This is a genomic window from Pseudomonas sp. GW531-T4 (assembly GCF_017349615.1).
GTDB lineage: Bacteria > Pseudomonadota > Gammaproteobacteria > Pseudomonadales > Pseudomonadaceae > Aquipseudomonas > Aquipseudomonas chlororaphis_I.
Map to the genome: position 1 here is coordinate 13695 of NZ_JACMZT010000046.1, position 19368 is coordinate 33062.

19 protein-coding genes are annotated in these 19368 nt (G+C 62.6%); 12 read left to right on the forward strand and 7 right to left on the reverse strand.

Annotated features, from left to right (window positions below):
• Positions 1 to 172: 172 nt before the first annotated feature.
• From speB to J4D28_RS26190, 6 genes are all read left to right on the forward strand, one after another.
• Positions 173 to 1123: an agmatinase gene (speB, locus tag J4D28_RS26165; RefSeq protein WP_007920678.1), complete on the forward strand. Its 951-nt coding sequence runs from the start codon at positions 173 to 175 to the stop codon at positions 1121 to 1123.
• Between the two features lie 9 nt (positions 1124 to 1132).
• Entirely contained in the window at positions 1133 to 1555 is a 423-nt protein-coding gene (locus J4D28_RS26170) for a nuclear transport factor 2 family protein (RefSeq protein ID WP_009047633.1), read from the forward strand.
• 54 nt (positions 1556 to 1609) lie between these two features.
• Complete coding sequence (locus J4D28_RS26175) at positions 1610 to 3121, forward strand: cytosine permease (protein ID WP_009047632.1); 1512 nt, start codon at positions 1610 to 1612, stop codon at positions 3119 to 3121.
• Between the two features lie 140 nt (positions 3122 to 3261).
• Positions 3262 to 4641 (forward strand): sodium:solute symporter, encoded by a 1380-nt coding sequence (locus J4D28_RS26180; protein WP_016702295.1) that lies wholly within the window; start codon positions 3262 to 3264, stop codon positions 4639 to 4641.
• A gap of 83 nt (positions 4642 to 4724) precedes the next feature.
• Positions 4725 to 5450: an MBL fold metallo-hydrolase gene (locus J4D28_RS26185; protein WP_009047629.1), complete on the forward strand. Its 726-nt coding sequence runs from the start codon at positions 4725 to 4727 to the stop codon at positions 5448 to 5450.
• Positions 5451 to 5521: 71 nt separating this feature from the next.
• Positions 5522 to 5773: a hypothetical protein gene (locus J4D28_RS26190; RefSeq protein WP_009047628.1), complete on the forward strand. Its 252-nt coding sequence runs from the start codon at positions 5522 to 5524 to the stop codon at positions 5771 to 5773.
• A 148-nt stretch (positions 5774 to 5921) separates the two neighbouring features.
• Here J4D28_RS26190 and J4D28_RS30515 read toward each other — a convergent pair whose 3' ends face one another.
• Both J4D28_RS30515 and J4D28_RS26195 read right to left on the reverse strand, forming a co-directional pair.
• Positions 5922 to 6050 carry a PA1414 family protein gene (locus J4D28_RS30515; protein ID WP_009042667.1) on the reverse strand — a complete coding sequence of 43 codons (129 nt, stop codon included), beginning with the start codon at positions 6048 to 6050 and terminating at the stop codon, positions 5922 to 5924.
• A gap of 138 nt (positions 6051 to 6188) precedes the next feature.
• Positions 6189 to 7070 carry a putrescine utilization regulator PtrR gene (locus J4D28_RS26195; RefSeq protein ID WP_041987047.1) on the reverse strand — a complete coding sequence of 294 codons (882 nt, stop codon included), beginning with the start codon at positions 7068 to 7070 and terminating at the stop codon, positions 6189 to 6191.
• 104 nt (positions 7071 to 7174) lie between these two features.
• Here J4D28_RS26195 and J4D28_RS26200 point away from each other — a divergent pair, with 104 nt between their 5' ends.
• On the forward strand, positions 7175 to 8335 hold the full coding sequence (locus J4D28_RS26200) for an MFS transporter (RefSeq protein WP_103331649.1): 1161 nt from the start codon (positions 7175 to 7177) through the stop codon (positions 8333 to 8335).
• A gap of 5 nt (positions 8336 to 8340) precedes the next feature.
• On the opposite strand, the gene J4D28_RS26205 is transcribed toward J4D28_RS26200, so the two are convergent.
• From J4D28_RS26205 to J4D28_RS26215, 3 genes are all read right to left on the reverse strand, one after another.
• Positions 8341 to 9264, reverse strand: a complete 924-nt coding sequence (locus tag J4D28_RS26205; RefSeq protein ID WP_009042666.1) for a DMT family transporter — start codon at positions 9262 to 9264, stop codon at positions 8341 to 8343.
• 152 nt (positions 9265 to 9416) lie between these two features.
• Entirely contained in the window at positions 9417 to 10865 is a 1449-nt protein-coding gene (locus tag J4D28_RS26210) for an NCS1 family nucleobase:cation symporter-1 (protein ID WP_016702299.1), read from the reverse strand.
• 437 nt (positions 10866 to 11302) lie between these two features.
• Positions 11303 to 12139: a S1 RNA-binding domain-containing protein gene (locus J4D28_RS26215; protein WP_023968236.1), complete on the reverse strand. Its 837-nt coding sequence runs from the start codon at positions 12137 to 12139 to the stop codon at positions 11303 to 11305.
• A gap of 351 nt (positions 12140 to 12490) precedes the next feature.
• On the opposite strand from J4D28_RS26215, the gene J4D28_RS26220 reads away from it, so the two are divergent.
• The 5 genes from J4D28_RS26220 (at position 12491) to J4D28_RS26240 (ending at position 16501) form a co-directional block, all read left to right on the forward strand.
• Positions 12491 to 12679 (forward strand): hypothetical protein, encoded by a 189-nt coding sequence (locus J4D28_RS26220; protein WP_016702300.1) that lies wholly within the window; start codon positions 12491 to 12493, stop codon positions 12677 to 12679.
• Between the two features lie 197 nt (positions 12680 to 12876).
• Entirely contained in the window at positions 12877 to 13590 is a 714-nt protein-coding gene (locus J4D28_RS26225) for a TorF family putative porin (protein WP_009047623.1), read from the forward strand.
• 80 nt (positions 13591 to 13670) lie between these two features.
• Positions 13671 to 14540 carry a DUF6279 family lipoprotein gene (locus J4D28_RS26230; protein WP_028681965.1) on the forward strand — a complete coding sequence of 290 codons (870 nt, stop codon included), beginning with the start codon at positions 13671 to 13673 and terminating at the stop codon, positions 14538 to 14540.
• Positions 14541 to 14684: 144 nt separating this feature from the next.
• Positions 14685 to 15422 (forward strand): thioredoxin family protein, encoded by a 738-nt coding sequence (locus tag J4D28_RS26235; protein WP_009047621.1) that lies wholly within the window; start codon positions 14685 to 14687, stop codon positions 15420 to 15422.
• Between the two features lie 131 nt (positions 15423 to 15553).
• A complete protein-coding gene (locus tag J4D28_RS26240) occupies positions 15554 to 16501 on the forward strand; it encodes a GyrI-like domain-containing protein (protein ID WP_103331648.1) in 948 nt (315 codons plus the stop codon).
• A gap of 72 nt (positions 16502 to 16573) precedes the next feature.
• Here J4D28_RS26240 and J4D28_RS26245 read toward each other — a convergent pair whose 3' ends face one another.
• Both J4D28_RS26245 and J4D28_RS26250 read right to left on the reverse strand, forming a co-directional pair.
• Positions 16574 to 17944 carry a hypothetical protein gene (locus J4D28_RS26245; RefSeq protein ID WP_103331647.1) on the reverse strand — a complete coding sequence of 457 codons (1371 nt, stop codon included), beginning with the start codon at positions 17942 to 17944 and terminating at the stop codon, positions 16574 to 16576.
• Positions 17944 to 19368 (reverse strand): DUF6384 family protein, encoded by a 1425-nt coding sequence (locus J4D28_RS26250; RefSeq protein WP_103331646.1) that lies wholly within the window; start codon positions 19366 to 19368, stop codon positions 17944 to 17946. The genes J4D28_RS26245 and J4D28_RS26250 overlap by 1 nt, the downstream gene beginning before the upstream one ends.

The following is a 19368-nucleotide window of genomic DNA, read 5'->3' on the forward strand; positions in this document are numbered from 1 at the left end:
GGGAAGTCTATCCTCTAGCGCCGCCCTTAGTTTAGAAAAATCTGAACTAAGTATTTGCCCGTAGCGATTCTTCCCGCCCACTACATTTCGCAGAATCGGCCCCACTCGGTTTCGCCGGCACTCATTGCTGCGCTGAAAACCCCATAAATAAAACAACGATGAGGCCAATCCCGTGGACAAGATTCTCCACCAACCACTGGGCGGCAACGAAATGCCGCGCTTCGGCGGCATCGCCACCATGATGCGTCTTCCCCATGTACCTACTCCGGCTGGCCTGGATGCCGCCTTTGTCGGCGTCCCGCTGGACATCGGCACCTCGCTGCGCGCCGGCACCCGCTTCGGGCCCCGTGAGATCCGTGCCGAATCGGTAATGATCCGTCCGTACAACATGGCCACCGGCGCCGCGCCCTTCGACTCGCTGAACGTGGCCGACATCGGCGACGTGGCCATCAACACCTTCAACCTGCTGGACGCCGTGCGCATCATCGAAGAAGCCTACGACGGCATCCTCGAGCACAACGTGATCCCGCTGACCCTGGGCGGCGACCACACCATCACCCTGCCGATCCTGCGTGCCATCCACAAGAAACACGGCAAGGTCGGCCTGGTGCACATCGACGCCCACGCCGATGTCAACGACCACATGTTCGGCGAGAAAATCGCCCACGGCACCACCTTCCGCCGCGCCGTCGAAGAAGGCCTGCTGGACTGCGACCGCGTGGTGCAGATCGGCCTGCGCGCCCAGGGCTACACCGCCGAAGACTTCAACTGGAGCCGCAAGCAGGGTTTCCGCGTGGTGCAGGCCGAAGAGTGCTGGCACAAGTCGCTGGACCCGCTGATGGCCGAAGTGCGGGCAAAAGTCGGTGACGGCCCGGTGTACCTGAGCTTCGACATCGACGGCATCGACCCGGCCTGGGCGCCTGGCACCGGCACCCCGGAAATCGGCGGCCTGACCACCATCCAGGCGATCGAGATTGTCCGTGGCTGCCAGGGCCTCGACCTGGTCGGCTGCGACCTGGTAGAAGTCTCGCCGCCGTACGACACCACCGGCAACACCTCGCTGCTGGGCGCCAACCTGCTGTATGAAATGCTCTGCGTACTGCCGGGCGTGGCGCGTCGCTGAGGCCCGGCCATGAACGAGCGCGAGCAGGTTCTCAAAGCCGCCGCCGAGCTGGTGGCGGCCTTCGCCCGTAACGATCGCGAAGCCTACTTCGGTGCGTTCAGCGTTGACGCCAGCTTCGTCTTCTACACCCTCGCCCAGCCCCTGCTGTCCCGCGACGCCTACCAGGCGCTGTGGGACAGCTGGCGCCGCGAGGATGGCTTCGAGGTGCTGTCCTGCACTTCGAGCAACGCGTTTGTCAGCCTGCTGGGGGACACCGCGGTATTCATTCATGACGTCGCCACCGAGCTGCGCATGCAAGGGGAGCAACACTTCAGCCAGGAGCGCGAGACCATTGTTTTTTGCAGACAAGGGTCCGGCACACAACAACAAGGCCTATGGCTGGCCTGCCACGAACATTTGTCCGCAATGCCGGAAGGGCTGCCACCCCCTTAGCCAGAAAGGTGACGCTCACGCACGATGAGCGCGCCTTTGTGATCGGAGCAGATCATGAATAACAACAACAAAGAAAAAAGCCTTAGCAGCATCGAAACAAACGGAGTCGAACAGATTCCCGACCATGAACGCGACGCCCGGCCCAGCGACCTGTTTCGCCTGATCTTCGGCGGCGCCAATACCTTTGCCACCGCCGTGCTCGGCAGTTTCCCGGTGCTGTTCGGCCTGTCGTTCCAGGCGGGTGTCTGGGCGATCGTGCTGGGCGTGATCCTGGGGGCATTGATCCTCGCGCCCATGGGCCTGTTCGGGCCGATCAACGGCACCAACAACGCGGTCTCTTCCGGTGCGCACTTCGGCGTGCACGGGCGGATCGTCGGCTCGTTCCTGTCGTTGCTTACCGCCATCGCCTTCTTCTCGCTCTCCGTGTGGAGTTCGGGGGACGCCCTGGTGGGCGGCGCCAAGCGCCTGATCGATCTGCCGGAAACCGACCTGACCCTGGGCCTGGCCTACGGCCTGTTCGCGATCCTGGTACTGACGGTGTGCATCTACGGCTTCCGCTTCATGCTGTGGGTCAACCGCATTGCCGTATGGGCGGCGAGCCTGCTGTTCCTGCTGGGGATCTTCGCCTTCGCGCCGGCCTTTGACAGCCAGTTCGCCGGGACCGTGGCCCTCGGCCAGGCGGGTTTCTGGGCGGCCTTTATCGGCGCCGCGCTGGTGGCCATGAGCAACCCGATTTCCTTCGGCGCGTTCCTCGGCGACTGGTCGCGCTATATCCCCCGCGAAACGCCGAAGGGCCGGATCATGCTGGCGGTGATCGCCGCGCAGATCGCCACCCTGATTCCCTTCCTGTTCGGCCTGGCCACCGCCACCATCGTGGCGATCAAGGCACCCGACTACATCGCCGCCAACAACTACGTCGGCGGCCTGCTGGCGGTCTCGCCGAGCTGGTTCTTCCTGCCGGTGTGCCTGATCGCGGTGATCGGCGGCATGTCCACCGGCACCACCTCGCTGTATGGCACCGGCCTGGACATGTCCAGCGTGTTTCCGCGGGTGCTGTCGCGGGTCAAGGCGACCCTGCTGATCGGCGTGCTGTCGATCGCCTTCATCTTCATCGGGCGCTTCGCCGCCAACCTGGTGCAGAGCGTGTCGACCTTCGCCGTGCTGATCATCACCTGCACCACCCCGTGGATGGTGATCATGCTGATCGGCCTGCTGGTGCGTCGCGGCTTCTACTGCCCCGACGACCTGCAAGTCTTCACCCGTGGCGAGCGAGGTGGCCGCTACTGGTTCCAGCATGGCTGGAACTGGCGTGGCCTGGGGGCCTGGATCCCCAGCGCGCTGGTTGGCCTGTGCTTCGTCAACCTGCCCGGGCAGTTCGTCGGTCCGCTGGGCAACCTGGCCGATGGCATCGACATCAGCCTGCCGGTGACCCTGGGCCTGGCCTCGCTGGTGTACCTGGCCTTGCTCAACCTGTTCCCGGAACCGCCCGCGGTCTACGGCCCCAACGATCCACGCAGCAAGAGCACGGATTCGCTCGGTAAACCGGTCATGCGCCAAGCCGCCTGACTCAAGCATGACCTGTAGCGGCAGGCTCGCCGGCAATCACGCCTCACACGACGGGTCCGCCAGACCGCGTCGCCTTGATTGCGGCAAGCCTCGCTTCTACAGCAAGCCACTATAAGAAAGACAATCGGAGACACGCCATCATGGCTTTAGATCTACTCGTCGTACTCATCTATGCCGCCGGCATGCTGGTGCTCGGCTATTACGGCATGCGCAAGGCCAAGACCCACGAGGACTACCTGGTAGCCGGCCGCAACCTGGGCCCGACCCTGTACATGGGCACCATGGCCGCCACCGTGCTGGGCGGGGCCTCCACCGTCGGCACCGTGCGCCTGGGCTATGTCCACGGTATCTCCGGTTTCTGGCTGTGCGCGGCGCTGGGCCTGGGCATCATCGCCCTCAACCTGCTGCTGGCCAAACCCCTGCTCAAGCTGCGGATCTTCACCGTTACCCAGGTCCTGGAAAAACGCTACAACCCGATGGCCCGCCAGGCCAGCGCGGTGATCATGCTGGCCTACGCGCTGATGATCGGCGTGACCTCGATCCTCGCCATCGGCACCGTGCTGCAAGTGCTGTTCGGCCTGCCGTTCTGGATCTCGGTGCTGCTGGGCGGCGGCGTGGTGGTGATCTATTCGGCGATCGGCGGAATGTGGTCGCTGACCCTGACCGACATCGTCCAGTTCGTGATCAAGACCGTCGGCCTGATGTTCATCCTGCTGCCGATCTGCCTGTACCGCGTCGGTGGCTGGGATGAGCTGGTGGCCAAGCTGCCGGCGGCCAGCTTCAGCTTCACCACCATCGGCTGGGACACCATCGTCACCTACTTCATGATCTACTTCTTCGGCATCCTCATCGGCCAGGACATCTGGCAACGGGTGTTCACCGCCAAGACCGAAAAAGTCGCGCAATACGCCGGCACCGTCGCCGGCTTCTACTGCATCCTCTACGGCCTGGCCTGCGCCCTGATCGGCATGGCCGCGCACGTCTTGCTGCCGGACCTGGACAACGTCAACAACGCCTTCGCCGCCATCGTCAAAGCCTCGCTGCCGGACGGCATCCGTGGCCTGGTGATCGCCGCGGCCCTGGCCGCCATGATGTCCACCGCCAGCGCCGGCCTGCTGGCCGCCTCCACCACCCTGACCGAAGACCTGCTGCCCAAGCTGCGTGGCGGCAAGCAGTCGAGCCTGGGCATCAACCGCCTGTTCACCCTGCTGACCGGCATCCTGGTACTGGGCATCGCCCTGGTGGTCAACGACGTGATCAGCGCCCTGACCCTGGCCTACAACCTGCTGGTGGGCGGCATGCTGATCCCGCTGATCGGCGCCATATTCTGGAAACGCGCGACCACCGCCGGTGCCATCGCCAGCATGGGCCTGGGCTTCCTCACCGCCCTGGCGTTCATGTTCAAGGACGGCCTGGATGCCAACACCCCGATCTACTACAGCCTGGCTGTCGGCCTGATCAGCTTCGTGGTGGTGAGCCTGCTGTCTCGTCGTCCGGCAACCCTGGCCAACGCGATCTAACCTCAGGTCAGACGCCGTACATTTTTCTTCGGCGGGTGCAGCGTCGGTGGCTGCACCCGTTTTTTTCGCCTGGAGGAAAGTCGATGAAGATTGTCAGCCGCGACCGCTGGTTCGAAGTCAGAAGCCTGAGCGACGGGATTCGGCTGATCCACGAGCCCTATATCCGGCCGTTCTATCGCTGCAACCTGTGGCATATCCAGGGCCGCGACAGGGACCTGCTGCTGGACAGCGGCTCCGGCCTGGTCAGCCTGCGCGAGCAGTTGCCCTGGCTCACCGAACGGCCCTTGCTGGCGGTGGCCAGCCATTGCCATTTCGACCATATCGCCGGGCATCACGAATTCCCCGAACGCCTGGTGCACCCGGCCGAGGCGCAGATCCTCGCCGCGCCCGACGGCGCCAATACCCTGTCTGCCGCCTACGTTGGCGACGCAATGTTCGAGGCCCACCCGGATTGTCCGTTGTGCTACGCCGAATATCGGGTCAAGGCCGCCCCGGCAACGCGCCTGATCGAGGAAGGCGACGTGCTCGACCTGGGCAACCGTAGCCTCCAGGTGCTGCATACGCCCGGTCACTCCCCCGGGGGGATCAGCCTCTGGGAAGCGGCCAGCGGCACCCTGTTCAGCGGCGACATCATCTACGACGGTCCGCTGGTCGAAGACGCCTATCACTCCAACCTGGAGGACTACGCCACCAGCCTGGAACGCCTGTACCAGCTGCCGGTGCGTACTGTGCACGGCGGCCATTTCGGCAGTTTTTCGGGAGCGCAGCTGCGCACGATGATCGAGGATTGGATCCGTCGGCACCCCTGAAGCTGTGCTGTACTGCACACAATCCCGCCCGCTTCAAAGCCCCTGCGCAGGCCCCTGGCGAAAAGAGCGACATGAATAGAGCCGAAGTCCGACAAGCCGTGCATGACTTCATCAGCCGCCTGCTGGATGGCAATGACGGATTTTCCGACGACGTGAGTCTGCAGGAATTGGGGTTGGACAAGCAGGATATCGAGGACCTGATCTTCCACCTGGAAGATGAGTTTGGAGTGACCGCCTTCACCCACGAAGAAGACCAGATGCTCAAGGCGGCGAACAGCGCCAACGACCTGAGCCGGTTTCTGCTGACGATTTCACGGCGCTAAGGATTTCATGGCGCTGGGCGCCATTGGCGGGTTGCGAGTTGACGGGTTTGAATCAGAAGGCGGCAACCGATCGCGAGTAAACCTGCCCTCGCGCGGCTGAAAAGTGACGGGAGCAGGCTGGATGCCTGCTCCACTCCCGAGCCGATGGTTAGCGGCGACGCTGTTGCCGACGCCGTTGTTCGTCGTCTGTGCGAATTGGCACCGGCTGCAATGGCGGCTCGATCAGCCCCAGTGCGACCCCGAGGTCGTGAAGCCAGTTTTGCAGTTTCTCTTTCATAGTGCCCCCCTTAAGGGTCGTGCCCAGCGGCAGGGTTCTGGAGCCGCTTAGCTCTGATAATAGCGCTAAGTTCCGCGCATTGCTCAACCTGGATGGCAATGATCTGTTACCGGATTAATCTGAATCAGCCTGCCCATTTCAGGCCGTCGCCCGCAGATCCGTCTGACTCGCCTGTTGCAGCTCGATCCAGGCATTGAGGTTGGCGCCGAGCATGCCCTTGCGCCACATCAGCCAGGTAGTGGCACTGGCGAATGGCTCGGCCAGTGGATGGACCGCCACGCTTTCGCGACCGGGCAGGCTGGCGAGCATCGACTCCGACATCAGCGCCACCCCGGAGCCGGCAATCACGCAGGCCAGCATCCCCTGGTAGGACTCGATTTCTATCGCCCGCCCCATGGCCGCATGATAGTGGGCGAACCACGACTCCAGGCGCAGGCGATACGAACAGCCGCGACGAAAGGTGAACACCGCGCGCCCTTCGACATCCCGGGCGCTGCGGATCGGCGGATGATCCGCCTCGCTGATCAGCACCAGCTTTTCATCGCACAGCGGCACCCCGTCCAGGCTGGCCAGCTCCAGAGGGCCGTCCACCAGCACCGCATCCAGGCGCCCGGCCAGCAGGCCTTCGAGCAACTCGCTGCTGGGCGCCGATTGCACCTGCAGGTTCACCGCCGGGTAGGCGCGGTGGTAACGCGCCAGCAGCGCCGGTAATTGAATCGCCGCCGTGCTGTACATGGTGCCCAGTACGAAATCCCCGGCCGGCTGACCGCCCTGCACTGCCCCATGGGCCTCATCGCGCAGGGCAAACAGGCGCGCGGCGTAATCGAGCAGTACCTTGCCCGCTGGCGACAGTTGCAGCCGCTGCCGTTCCCGCAGGAACAGCTCGACGCCCAGTTGCTCTTCCAGTTGCTTGAGCCGCGTCGACAGGTTGGACGGCACCCGATGCAGGCGCTCGGCCGCCCGGGTGATGGAACCTTCCTCGGCGACCGCCTGGAAGATGCGCAACTGGCTGAACTCCACGACCATTCTCCAAAAACGAACAAGTTACTCAATATTATTCATTTTTATAGAAAGTCAATCAGTCCTAGCCTGACGGTCATTGCCCACTCGACGGAACCCGGACCATGTCACCGCTGATTCGCTTACTCGCCAGTTTCATTGCCCTGATGATGGCCATGGGCATTGGTCGCTTCGCCCTCACCCCGCAACTGCCGCACCTGCTGAGCGAGGGCCAGGTCGACCTGACCGACACCGGCCTGATTGCCGCCGCCAACTACCTGGGGTATTTCATCGGCGCGCTGGATGCCATGTTCGCCCGCCGCCCGCGCCAGGTTCGCCGACGTCTGTTGGGCGGGCTGTGGCTGTGCGTGCTGCTGACCCTGGCCTCGTTCTGGGCCGGCGGCTTCTGGGCGCATTCGGTATTGCGCTTCGGCACCGGCGTGGCCAGTGCCTGGGTGATGGTGATGATCGCCGCCCTGAGCCAGCCCCTGGCACATGCCACCGGCCGGCCACGCCTGGGCGCCCTGGTGTTTGCCGGGCCCGGGCTGGGGATTTTCCTCACTGGCCTGCTGGCCCTGGGCTCGAACCTGCTGGGGCAAAGCTCCGCGACCCTGTGGCTGGTGTACGCCGCGGCCGGCCTGCTGATGCTGCTGGTGATCCTGCCGATCCTGCCGCAACCCGCCATGCCCGCCCCGACCACCCAGATGCCACACGCCTCGAGCCACAGCGGCATCCCCCGCCTCGGGCTGGTTTATGCGCTGTACGGCCTGGGTTACATCATCCCGGCGACCTTCCTGTCACAGATGGCCAGCGCGCGCTTTCAAGGGCAATGGCAGGCCGACCTGTTCTGGCCGTGCTTCGGTCTGGCGGCAGCCATCGGTGTGGGGCTGGTGAGCCTGCGCCGGCACAGCCTGAACGCCACCCGCCACTGGCTGATGGCGACCTTGTGGCTGCAAGCCGCCGGGGTGTTTGCCTGTCTGCTGGGCAATGGCGCTGGCCTGGCGCTGGGGGTGGTTCTTTGCGGCACGCCGTTCCTGGCCTGCATGCAACTGGTGATGCAGCGCTCGCGGGAGCTGGCGCCCCACACCACCCAGCGCAACGCTGGTTTGCTCACGGCCAGCTTCGCCGTGGGCCAGTTGAGCGGGCCACTGCTGGCGGCCCTGAGCAGCCATTTCAGCGGTGGCCTGCAACCGGCGCTGATCGTCGCCGGCAGCAGCCTGCTGCTGGCAGGGGGCTTGCTGTTGAGCCAACAACCGCTTGCCCGGGAATGCCACGCCACCGCCTGAGGGGGTTACAGCAAACTGCGGATCCGTCGGCGCAGCCACTGTTCGGCGCTGACGAAGGTGATGCCCAGCAACACCAGCACCGCGCCGATCACGAAGTTGAGGCTCAGGGGTTCGCCCAGCAACAGGACCCCGAAGGTGACGCCGAACAGCGGCGTCATGAAGGAAAACACCGCCAGATTGGCGGCCAGGTAACGGCGCAGCAGCCAGAACCAGGTCAGGTAGCTGAAAAACGACACCACCAGCCCCTGGAACAGCACGCTGGCCACCGCCACCGGGGTCAGGCTGACATGGGTGACCTGGCCGCTCAGCACGGCGATCAGCAGCAGGCCGACAAAACCGACGATCAACTGATAGAACAGAGTCAGGGTCGCCGGCGCCTCGGACAGGCGCGACGCGCGCACCACCACCGTGGTCGCGCCCCAGGCCAGGCCGGCCAGCACGCCCAGGGCGTCGCCAAGCAGCATGCGCGTGTCCAGGTTATCCAGCGAGATGCCGCCGGCGAAGGCCACGCCTATGCCAATGAACGCCAGCAGGATCCCCAGCCATTGCAAGGGCCTCAGGCGCTCGCTGGGCAGCAGCCAGTTCACCCCCAGTGCGGTGAAGATCGGCGCGGTATAGAGGAACACCGACATGTGCGCCGCGCTGGTGAGCTTGAGCCCTTCGGCGATAAACAGGAACTCCAGGCCGAACAGGCTGCCGGCCAGCAAACCGCCGCGCCAGGTGCTGCCGATCTGCGACCAGCCGCCCTTCCAGCACATCAGCAAGGCCACCAGCAGCGCCGAAATGCCCGAACGGGCGGCAGCCTGCATCACCGGTGCGATATCCGCCGCGGCCCACTTGATCATCACTTGCTGTACGCCCCAGATCAGGCACAGCCCCAGCATCACTTGCAGTGCAAAACCGTCGGCGCTGCGCCGCTCGATGCTCACCGCAGCCCCTCGGGCAGATTCATAGACATGGCAGTTACTCGACAGAAACGACAAAGCCCCGGAACCGGTCCGGGGCGAAGAATTAATGTGCTGTCGATTATCAACCAAACGGACAGAAAAAAACGCCTGGAAAAAGACCTTTATCCTGACCGTCAGCTCGAGGCCGTCGGGCTCAGCCTCAGGGATGGCGAGGCCTCATGGCGCGCGAGGAGGAAAAACAGCGCGCCACCGAGGAAACACCCGGTGAACCAGGCGAAGTTGGCCATCGGCTGCAATGCTGGCGTGAAGGTGATCGCCACGCCCACCAGGGTCGCCGGCACCAGCGCCTTGACCGCGGTCCAGTTGACGCCGCCGCTGTAGTAATAACGCCCGTCCGGGCCGTCGTTGAACAGCGAGTCGACATCGATCTGCTGCTTTTTGATCAGGTAGTAGTCCACCAGCAGAATGCCGAACAGCGGGCCGATAAAGGCGGCCAGCACGTCGAGGGTGTAGTGGATCACCTGGGGGTTGTTGAACAGGTTCCAGGGGGTGATGAAGATCGACGCCAGAGCCGCGATCATGCCGCCGGTGCGCCAGCTGATCCGGCTCGGGGCGACGTTGGCGAAGTCGAAGGCCGGCGAGACGAAGTTGGCGACTATGTTGATGCCGACGGTGGCGGTGACAAAGGCGAAGGCGCCGAGCAGCACCGCGACGTCGTTGTCGATCCGCGCCACGGTGGCGATCGGGTCATGGAGCATTTCACCGAACACCGGCAGGGTGCCGGAGACGATGACCACGGTCACCAGGGAGAACGCCAGGAAGTTCACCGGCAAGCCCCAGAAGTTGCCACGCCGCACATCCTGCATGCTGCGGCAGTAGCGGCTGAAGTCGCCGAAGTTCAGGGTCGGCCCGGAAAAGTAGGACACCACCAGCGCCGTGGCGACAATCACCTGGCCGAATGCCTGCCAACCCGACAGCGACTTCTCCCCAAGGGTGAAGCTGATGTTGCTCCAGCCCGCCTTCCACACGATCCAGCCGGCAAGAAGGAACATCACTGCATAGACCACCGGACCCGCCCAGTCGATAAAGCGCCGGATCGACTCCATGCCGGCCCAGAACACCAGGGCCTGGACCAGCCACAGCGCCAGGAAACCGAACCAGCCCAGGTAGGACAGCCCGGCAAAATGCGGCTCGGCATAGGCCGCCATGGCCGGGAAAAAGCGCAGCACCACGATGATCAGGGCGCTGGACGCCAGGTAGGTCTGGATCCCGTACCAGGCCACCGCGATCAGGCCGCGGATCACCGCCGGGATATTCGCCCCGAACACGCCGAACGCCAGCCGGCAGATCACCGGGTACGGCACCGCCGCCTGCTGGCTGGGCCTGGCCACCAGGTTGGCGATCAGTTGCACGATGCAGATCCCCGCCAACAGGGCCACCAGCACTTGCCAGCTGGCCAGCCCGAGGGCGAACAGGCTGGCGGCGAATACATAACCGCCGACGCTGTGCACGTCGCTCATCCAGAAGGCGAAGATGTTGTACCAGTTCCACTTCTGCGGCAGCGGCCCCAGGTCCTGGTTGTACAAGCGCGGGCTGTAGCCCTTCGGTAGTTGCTCGGTCATTGCAAGGCTCCTTGTTGGACAGGCTCTGCCCCCGCGATTGACCTTGCGACCACACTGCGTACGGGAGCCGGCATGATTTGTATACGAAGCGCTACGCAGAATGCGTGCCATACCGGAAAAAGCTGTAGGCGAACGGCGCTAATCGCTTGTCCATCAAGGGCTGAGGCTTGGCTACACAAAGATGATCAGCAGGCGGAATCAGAAGTAGGCATGCCCGTTGGCTGTGCATGACTGCCTGATATCAGTGCATCGACAAGGGGTGATCGATTGTATACAGCGCCTTTGCGAGTGTTCGGATACACCGGCCCCGACTCCCGCCTCAAGCAGCCAGAAAAAAGGCAATAAAAAACCGCTGCCGGAACCGGCAGCGGTTGTTCGGTAATGCCCTCGTGGCGCGGTCGTGATCTTCGACCGCACCTACGCCCGGGAGGAACGGATCAGGTCAGCTCAATGCGATCGGCATGAATAACGATCTGGCCATTCTTGTACAAGGCGCCGATGGCCTTCTTGAAGTTGCCCTTGCTGACACCGAACAGTCCACTGATCACCGTTGGATCGCTCTTGTCGCTGACCGGCAGTGTGCCGTTGTTTTCCCGCAACTTGGCGAGGATCTTGGCGTTCAGGCTGCTGGCCAGTTCTTCGCCCACCGGTTGCAGGCTGAGGCTGATCTTGCCATCGGCGCGGATCTCTTTGATGAAGCCCTTTTCCTGTTTGCCCGGACGCAGGAACTTGAACACTTCGTTCTTGTGGATCAGGCCCCAGTGCTTGTTGTTGATGATCGCCTTGAAGCCCATGTCGGTGCTCTCGGCCACCAGCAGATCGACTTCCTGGCCGACCTTGTAGGTCACCGGAGCCTTGTCCAGGTAGCGGTCCAGACGGGCCGTGGCGGTGATGCGACGGGTGTGCTTGTCGAGGTAGACGTGCACCACGCAATACTCGCCGGCGGTCAGTTGGCGCTTTTCCTCGGAGTACGGCAGCAACAGGTCCTTGGGCAGGCCCCAGTCGAGGAACACACCGATGCTGTTAACTTCCACGACTTTAAGACTGGCGAACTCACCGACTTGAACTTTTGGTTTTTCGGTAGTTGCAATTAACTTGTCGGCGCTATCCAGATAAACAAAAACATTCAACCAGTCTTCATCTTCACTGGGAATATCCTTGGGAATATAACGATTGGGCAGCAATATTTCGCCATCCGCCCCGCCGTCCAGATATAAACCGAAGTTAGTGTGTTTAACCACTTGCAAACTGTTGTAGCGCCCGACTAAAGCCATTTCCAATACCCTCATTGCGTGGGCGGCATTCTACCCGTTTTTCCGGGCCTGGTTGGCCCGAGTCGCCGGATAGCAGCGGATATTTTCCTGAATGCCTTGATTTTTATGGCTTTGCGCCAGCAACCGGTTCCGCCCGTCAGGCCAACCGGCAGCGGCTTTTGCCTCAGCGCCGCCGAGCAAGCCTTTCTTTTTACCATTGTCTTTATTTAAAACAGCAGCTTATGGGGATATTCCCGAGATCAACTTAGGATTATTCGAGAGTTTTCCACCGTTATTCCAGGAGGATATTTACCAAGCAATTGTCAAGCATTTCATGTATGATGGCTGGCCAAATTAATTTCCTGAAGGTTAATGGCCGCCATGCGTGTAAAAGCATCCAACAGCAAAGCAAAGCCAGCTCCAGCCGTTGAAACCAGCGAATCGATCAACGATCAGATTGCTGCTTTCCTGAAATCCGGCGGCGAGATCCAGCAAATTGCCAAAGGCGTCAGCGGCCAGACTTTCGGCCCGTCCAAGCAGATCAGCCTGGGCAAGAAGTAATCCCTCCGCAACACCTCCTGGTCCCTATGCGCTTTGAGCCTCAAAGCGCTAGGACTAGAGTTCTGAGCCCTCCCCTCCTGTAAAAATCGACGAACGGCCCTCATCCCCGAGGTTTCGCCGGTATCCTTGCACACCTCTAGATCGAGCATTTCAGCAGGTTTCGCGGTTCCTGCTCCTCGCGTTTCATGGAGTGAAGCATGCTCAAACCGTCTCATGTGCTGCTCGCCAGCCTTCTCGCCAGCCCCTTGGTCCACGGGCAGATCTTCCAGCGCGAACTGGGGGATTTCGACCTCAAGCTCAGCAGCACCCCGAGCCGCAGCATGGCCCAGGGCCTGGTCAAACCCTCAGCCACCGGTTCGTTCCATGGCGGCCTGGACCTGACCCACGACAGTGGCTGGTACATCGGCCAGTGGTCGCCGAGCATGGGCCTGGGCGAGAGCGACCTGGAAGTGGACTCCTACCTGGGCTTCAAGCGCCCCTTCGATAAGACCCTGGGTTATGAAGTGGGGATGATCCAGTACAACTACCCGCAACTGGCCCCGCAGGACAGCCAGGAGTTCTACGGCGGCCTGACGCTGCTGGGCAGCCGCTTCGGCGCCGCGTTCAGCCAGGACCCGGACACGCGCAACAGCACCCTGTTCGCCGACCTGGGCGGCAACCAGCCGTTCGGCATCGGCGTCAGCATCAAGTACACCACTCATCAGCTGGGCAACCCGGTTTCGGTGAGCAGCGGCTACGTCAGCAGTTTCAACGACTGGTCGATCAAGTTCTCCCGCCCCTGGATGGGCATCGACCTGAAACTGATCTACAGCGACTCCAGCCTCAACGGTAGCGATTGTTCGGCCTATTCTGGACATAACGCGCAATGCGACGGTCTGCTCACCTTCAAGGCCGAGCACTCGTTCTATTGAGCGGCTGAACTGCCGGAAGCGTTCCGGGTTCAGATAAGAAACCCATGCCTTACAACCCCAGGCCTTCGCAAGGACTTGCCATGTCGCGCCGGCTGCAACACCTCACCCTGCTACTGCTGCTAAGCCTGGTGCTGACCTCCTGCAATCGGGTCGGCCTGGCTTACCGCAACCTCGATGTGATCATTCCCTGGACGCTCAACGACTACCTGGAAATGAACCGCGAGCAGAAAATCTGGTTCAACGAGCGCCTCAAGGAACACCTGAGCTGGCATTGCGGCACGCAACTGCCCGGCTACCTGGACTACCTGGACCGCCTGCAGCAGATGGTCGAGCGCAATCAGGTCAACGATGCCGAGCTGCAAGAGTTCACCCGCGAAGCCAAGCAGGCCATTGCCCAGACCGCCCGCGCGATCGCGCCGTCGGCCATCGAGTTGTTGCGAGGCCTGGATGATCAACAGGTCGCGGAAATGAAGGCGGCCTTCGCCAAGGACATGCGCCAACGCCGCAGCAAATACCTCAAGTCACCACTGGAACAACAGATCAGGCTGCGCGCCGAACGCATGGACAAACGCCTGACTACCTGGCTCGGCTCCCTCACTCCCGAGCAGACCCGGCGGGTGGCGGACTGGTCGACGTCCCTCGGCGAACAGAACCAGCTCTGGCTTGCCAACCGGGCCAACTGGCAGGCGCAGTTCAGTGCCGCGCTGGAACAACGCCAGAACAGCGACTTCGACAAACGCATCGAGCGCCTGCTGGTGGATCGCGAAAGCTTCTGGACACCGGCTTATCGCCAGGCCTATGCCAACAGCGAACAGGCGTCGCGCAACCTGCTGGTGGACGTGATGGCCCAAAGCACGCCAACCCAGCGCAAGCATCTGCGCAACAAGCTGCAGAATGTGCGCAATGAATTCGAAGCGTTGAAATGCATGAGGACGGCACGCCAGAAGTAACGCCTGAATAGCCGTCCAGCGAGGTGGGGCTGGCGGGCGACCGTTGGGCGGAACCGTCCGGCGGCTGTCGATTTGCCCGCGGGTGAAACGACTAGCCTGTGTAGGCACTGTCGCCGCGCCACCTTTGTCGCAGGAGAAGACGTCATGCACCTCAACGATCATCCGGTCGTATCCCGGGAACAATGGATACAGGCCCGCAAGCAGCACCTGATTCACGAAAAGGCGTTCACCCGCCAGCGCGACCAGCTCAGCGCCGAGCGGCGCGCCCTGCCCTGGGTGAAAATCGACAAGCCCTACCGCTTCCAGGGCCCCCACGGCGAACTGAGCCTGGCCGACCTGTTCGGCGATCACAGCCAACTGGTGGTCTACCACTTCATGTTCGCCGAAGGCTGGGACGAAGGTTGCCCGGGTTGCTCCTTTCTCTCCGACCATATCGACGGCGCCAACCAGCACCTGGCCCATCACGACATCGCGCTGGTGGCGGTGTCCCACGCGCCCTTCGCCGAGTTCCAGGCGTTCAAGCGGCGCATGGGCTGGAAGTTCGACTGGGTCTCGTCCGCCGGCTGTGATTTCAACTATGACTTCGGGGTCTGCGCCCGGGCCGACGAGGTCGCCGCCGGCACCGCCACCTACAACTATGAAAAGACCGACGGCGCCGAAGAAGAGCTGCCCGGCCTCAGCGTGTTCTACCGCAATGAAGCCGGCGAGATCTTCCACACCTACTCCACCTACGCCCGTGGCCTGGACCTGCTGGTGGGGGCCTACAACTACCTGGACCTGACACCCAAAGGGCGCAATGAAGAGCAGATCATGGACTGGGTCAGGCACCATGATCGTTATGACGACAAACCGGCCGCCAGTTGCTGCCATGGCGGTTCCTGAGCGTTAGACCGAGATCGCGAACAAGCCCGCCCCTGTAGGAGCGAGCTTGCTCGCGATCTCGTCCGTCCTGTCACGACAAAAAAACCGGCCGGCGCAAACCCACCGTCTCGCCCCCGGCTAAACTTGGCTCCATGAGCTCTGCCTATCACAGCCTCCACGAATACACCCTGCGCATGAACCGGGTGCTGGAGCATATCGACCAACACCTGGACCAGCCGCTGGAGCTGGCCGAACTCGCGCAGGTCGCGCATTTTTCGCCCTTTCACTTCCATCGCCTGTTCACCGCCTGGGTCGGCGAAACCCTGGGCGACTACCTGCGCCGGCGGCGCCTGGCCTGTGCCGCCTATCAGCTGGCCAGTCATCCGGAATTGAGCATTCTGGAGGTGGCGCTGGAGGTCGGTTTCAGCTCCGGCGAAGCGTTCTCCCGGGCGTTCAAGCAGCATTTCTCGGTCACCCCGAGCACCTGGCGCAGTACCGAACCCAAGCGTTGGCACCGCCGCCTCAGCGACGTCCGCGAACGGCGCCTGCGCGAATTGAGCAATCCTGATCAGACGCACATCCCGGCCTTCGACGATCCTGACGCCTTCATCCACCTGAAGGAACTCACGATGAACGTCACCCTCAAGGAACTGCCACCGGTCCGCGTCGCCTACCTGCGCTACATCGGCCCCTACGGGCCAGGCATCGGCACCTTCTGGCGCGACACCGTCGCCCCCTGGATGGTCGAAAACGGCCTGCTGGGCCGTGCGCGCTACGGCATCGGCCACGACGATCCCTACGTCACCCCACCGGAAAAATGCCGCTACGACGCCTGCGTCGAAGTCCCTGCCGACTTCAAGGCCAGCGCCCCCGCCGTCGTCACCACCCTGCTCAGCGGCCTCTACGCCGTCGCCCACTACCAGGGCAAAGGCCCCGACATCGCCGACGCCTGGACCGAACTGTGCCGCGACTGGCTGCCCAAGAGCGGCATGCAATTCGATGCACGGCCAGCGTTCGAACGTTATCCGGTGGACGCGAAATACGACATGAAGACGGGGGAACTGGAATGTGAGATCTGTATTCCGGTGAAGGCGTTGTAAGCCGTAACGAACGGAGAAACGACACGGGGCAGCCAACGCTGCCCCGTTTTTTACGCCTCAGGAATACTCGGCCTAAAGGCTGTCGCTGGTAGAGAACCCACCGCCGCCCGTCGATCGGGAGGAACTGAACGAGCTGCTGGAACTTGAGCTACTGCTTGCGGAATTGCTCGGGCGACTGCTGGAATGGCTGCTCGAACCGCTGCTGGAGCCACTGCTCCAAAAGCTCGGGGCCGGCCTGCTGGCGCGGCGATGGCTCCCCACCTCATTCGCCACCTGGGAGAGGGACAGCGCGCCCTGCATGAACCCGGCAACCAGAGAGTCAAGATTCATACCTGCGGAATAGCTGTAGCTACCGCTGATAGACCCACTCGACTGTAATTCACGCTCAAGCTGCTTGGCTCTTGCATAGTCGCGCTCGGTATCCCTGCACTTCATCTCCAGGAACGGCACGCGCAACCGCAGATCATCGAGCTCAGAACGCAAATCACGCACCCTCTGCACCAGCTCGTCGTCCTGCGGCGTCGTTGTCTGTCCGGCCAAGTGCTCAAGCTTGGCATCACTCATCTCGGCCAATTGCCGGGACAACAGCTCAGCAACCTGGGCAAAGTGCTCGTCCCCCTTGGAGACGAACAGCCCCAGGCGCTCATGAACGGCATTGGCCTGAGCCTTGCCGGCCTCCACGGCCTCGCGCTCCGTCTTCAGGCGCGCTTGCAGCACCGACAACAGGGTGCCCGCCAGGGCTTGCTGATACAGCCGCGCCAGCTCGGCCTCCTGAACGGCCCGATGGCTGTCCCGTTGCCACTGGGCGCCTTCATTGGCTTCCTGCATGGCCAGAAGGCTCTGCTCGATCGCGCTGTTCTGCGGGAAATTGCACAGGCGAGCAATCCACCGATCCAACTCCCGAAAAAACGACCGGCCAACATAACGATCCGTACCGAACCCGCGGCCCTTCAAGTAGAGGTACAGAGGCTCGGTCTGAAAGGCCCGAAGCTTGCCGCGACATTCATCACGCAGCTCCTGGTAAGACGCGGCCGCTTCGTTGCAACGCTCGACGGCCTCCGCGAGGATCGCGGCTTGCTGTTGGTACGCTGGATCTACCGTCAACTGCCGGTCGACATCGGCAACGAGGGCCTCGATTTCCTGGGAAACCGTCGACATCTCCTGCAGGTGCTTGGCAACCCCGGCCTCCGCCACCGCCAATTGCTCACGCAACTCGGACTCGCTCCGCTCCCGCTGGTCCAGCAAACGCTGAACCTCGTCCGACAGCCGAGCCCCACCGGCCAGCTGAAAGTTGGCAATCTGTGGAAAGACGCCAGCGATCTGCTGCTGCAGGCGCAACTCCTGCTCGTGGGCATTGGACAACTCGAGCTGGAACCTACGCAGTTCGGCCTCGTATCGCCGAGAGTTCTCGCCAAGGGACGCAATCATGCTGCTCGAGTTCATTACCACTCCAGGATGTAATCGGGTTTGGTTTTGACAGGCCCTTTAACGAAGGTAAAGGTCAGCGAGTTGGCCGCCTTTTTACCCATCAAGCGATCATCGACATGACCATCCAGAAGCTTGTCATTCTTGGCGGCCTGATAGGTTGCCTGACTGACGCGCACGCCAAAGATCGAGGCATAACGCCGCTCCCCGCTCTCGATGCTGGTGATGGGTACCGAGACCACATTGCCTGAGGCATCGCTCGCCTCGGTCAGCAGATACCAGGTCTTGCCTCCAGTCGGATCATAGTTGCGTTCGATCATCGACTTCTCGCCGGTACGGCTGACCACTTCCAGGGTCAACGGCGTGGCTGCGACGGTCCGCAGTCGTTCGAGCTCCTGCAGGCCATGCTCGGCCGCCGCCGTATCCATATCCTTGACGGCCTGATCGACCTTGGCGAACAAGGGTTGGAACTGCTCGGCGTCCGCCTTGCTCAAGCCCATCTTGCGCAGGTTGCCTCGGGCCTCTTGCAACTGCGTGAGATAGGGGCTGATCACACGGGTTTGCGCTATCAGCGCATCCAGCTGCTCAAGCGCCGACTGAACCGCCGGCTGGCCTTGGGTATCGGCCTGATCCAATACGGAGCGCGCCTTGGTTGCCGCGGCAGCAAGCGCCGGGTAGGTCGCGCCGAGCACCGCGAACGACGCAGACGTCACCTGGGTTTTCAGCTTGGTATCAGCCGCCAGAAGCAGCGCAGCCGTATTCAGCTGAGGCTCCAGCGCCTGCAGGTCGGCAGCCTCCTTCTTCAGGCTTTCAGTCACCGCAACGGCCAGCGCGGCGTCCTCTGCCCGGCTCTGTGCGGTGACTTTTGGCGGCAAGGTGATCGGCTGCGCCAGGCGAAGCTTCTCCAGCGCCTCATGGACAGGCTTGAGCAGCCGGACCGCGGCCGACAGATTGGCGGCCAACGCTTCCGACTCAAGGCCTGACAGGCGTTTTTCCAGACGATCCAACTGCACGCCCCGAGCATCAGCCAGGGTCCGTGCCTGATCCACCTGAGTCTGGGTGGTCTGCAGCCGCACCTCGCCAAAAAAATTGGCTACCGGCCGCGCCATGAAAATCGCGCCCAGACTCACGATCGAGAACACCGCCAGGGGCATCAACCATTGAGCGCGAGTGATATAGACCTGCGCCAAGCATTTCGACCATAGGCCCATCGGCTGGGCCTCGTAGGTCAGTCGAGTGGCGAAGAAATTCCGCACGCCCTCCTCGACCAGAGCATCCTCGACCTCGATCCCCCGGGATCGATAGAACTCGCGAATTCGTTCAGCCACCAATTGACGATGCCGGGGCAGGTCCAGGTGTTTCTGCACCTCGGCCTGGCTGTGCCGCAGCTCGTCGATCAGGGCCATGGCCCCCATCTGTTCGGTGAGGGAAACCTGGCTCAC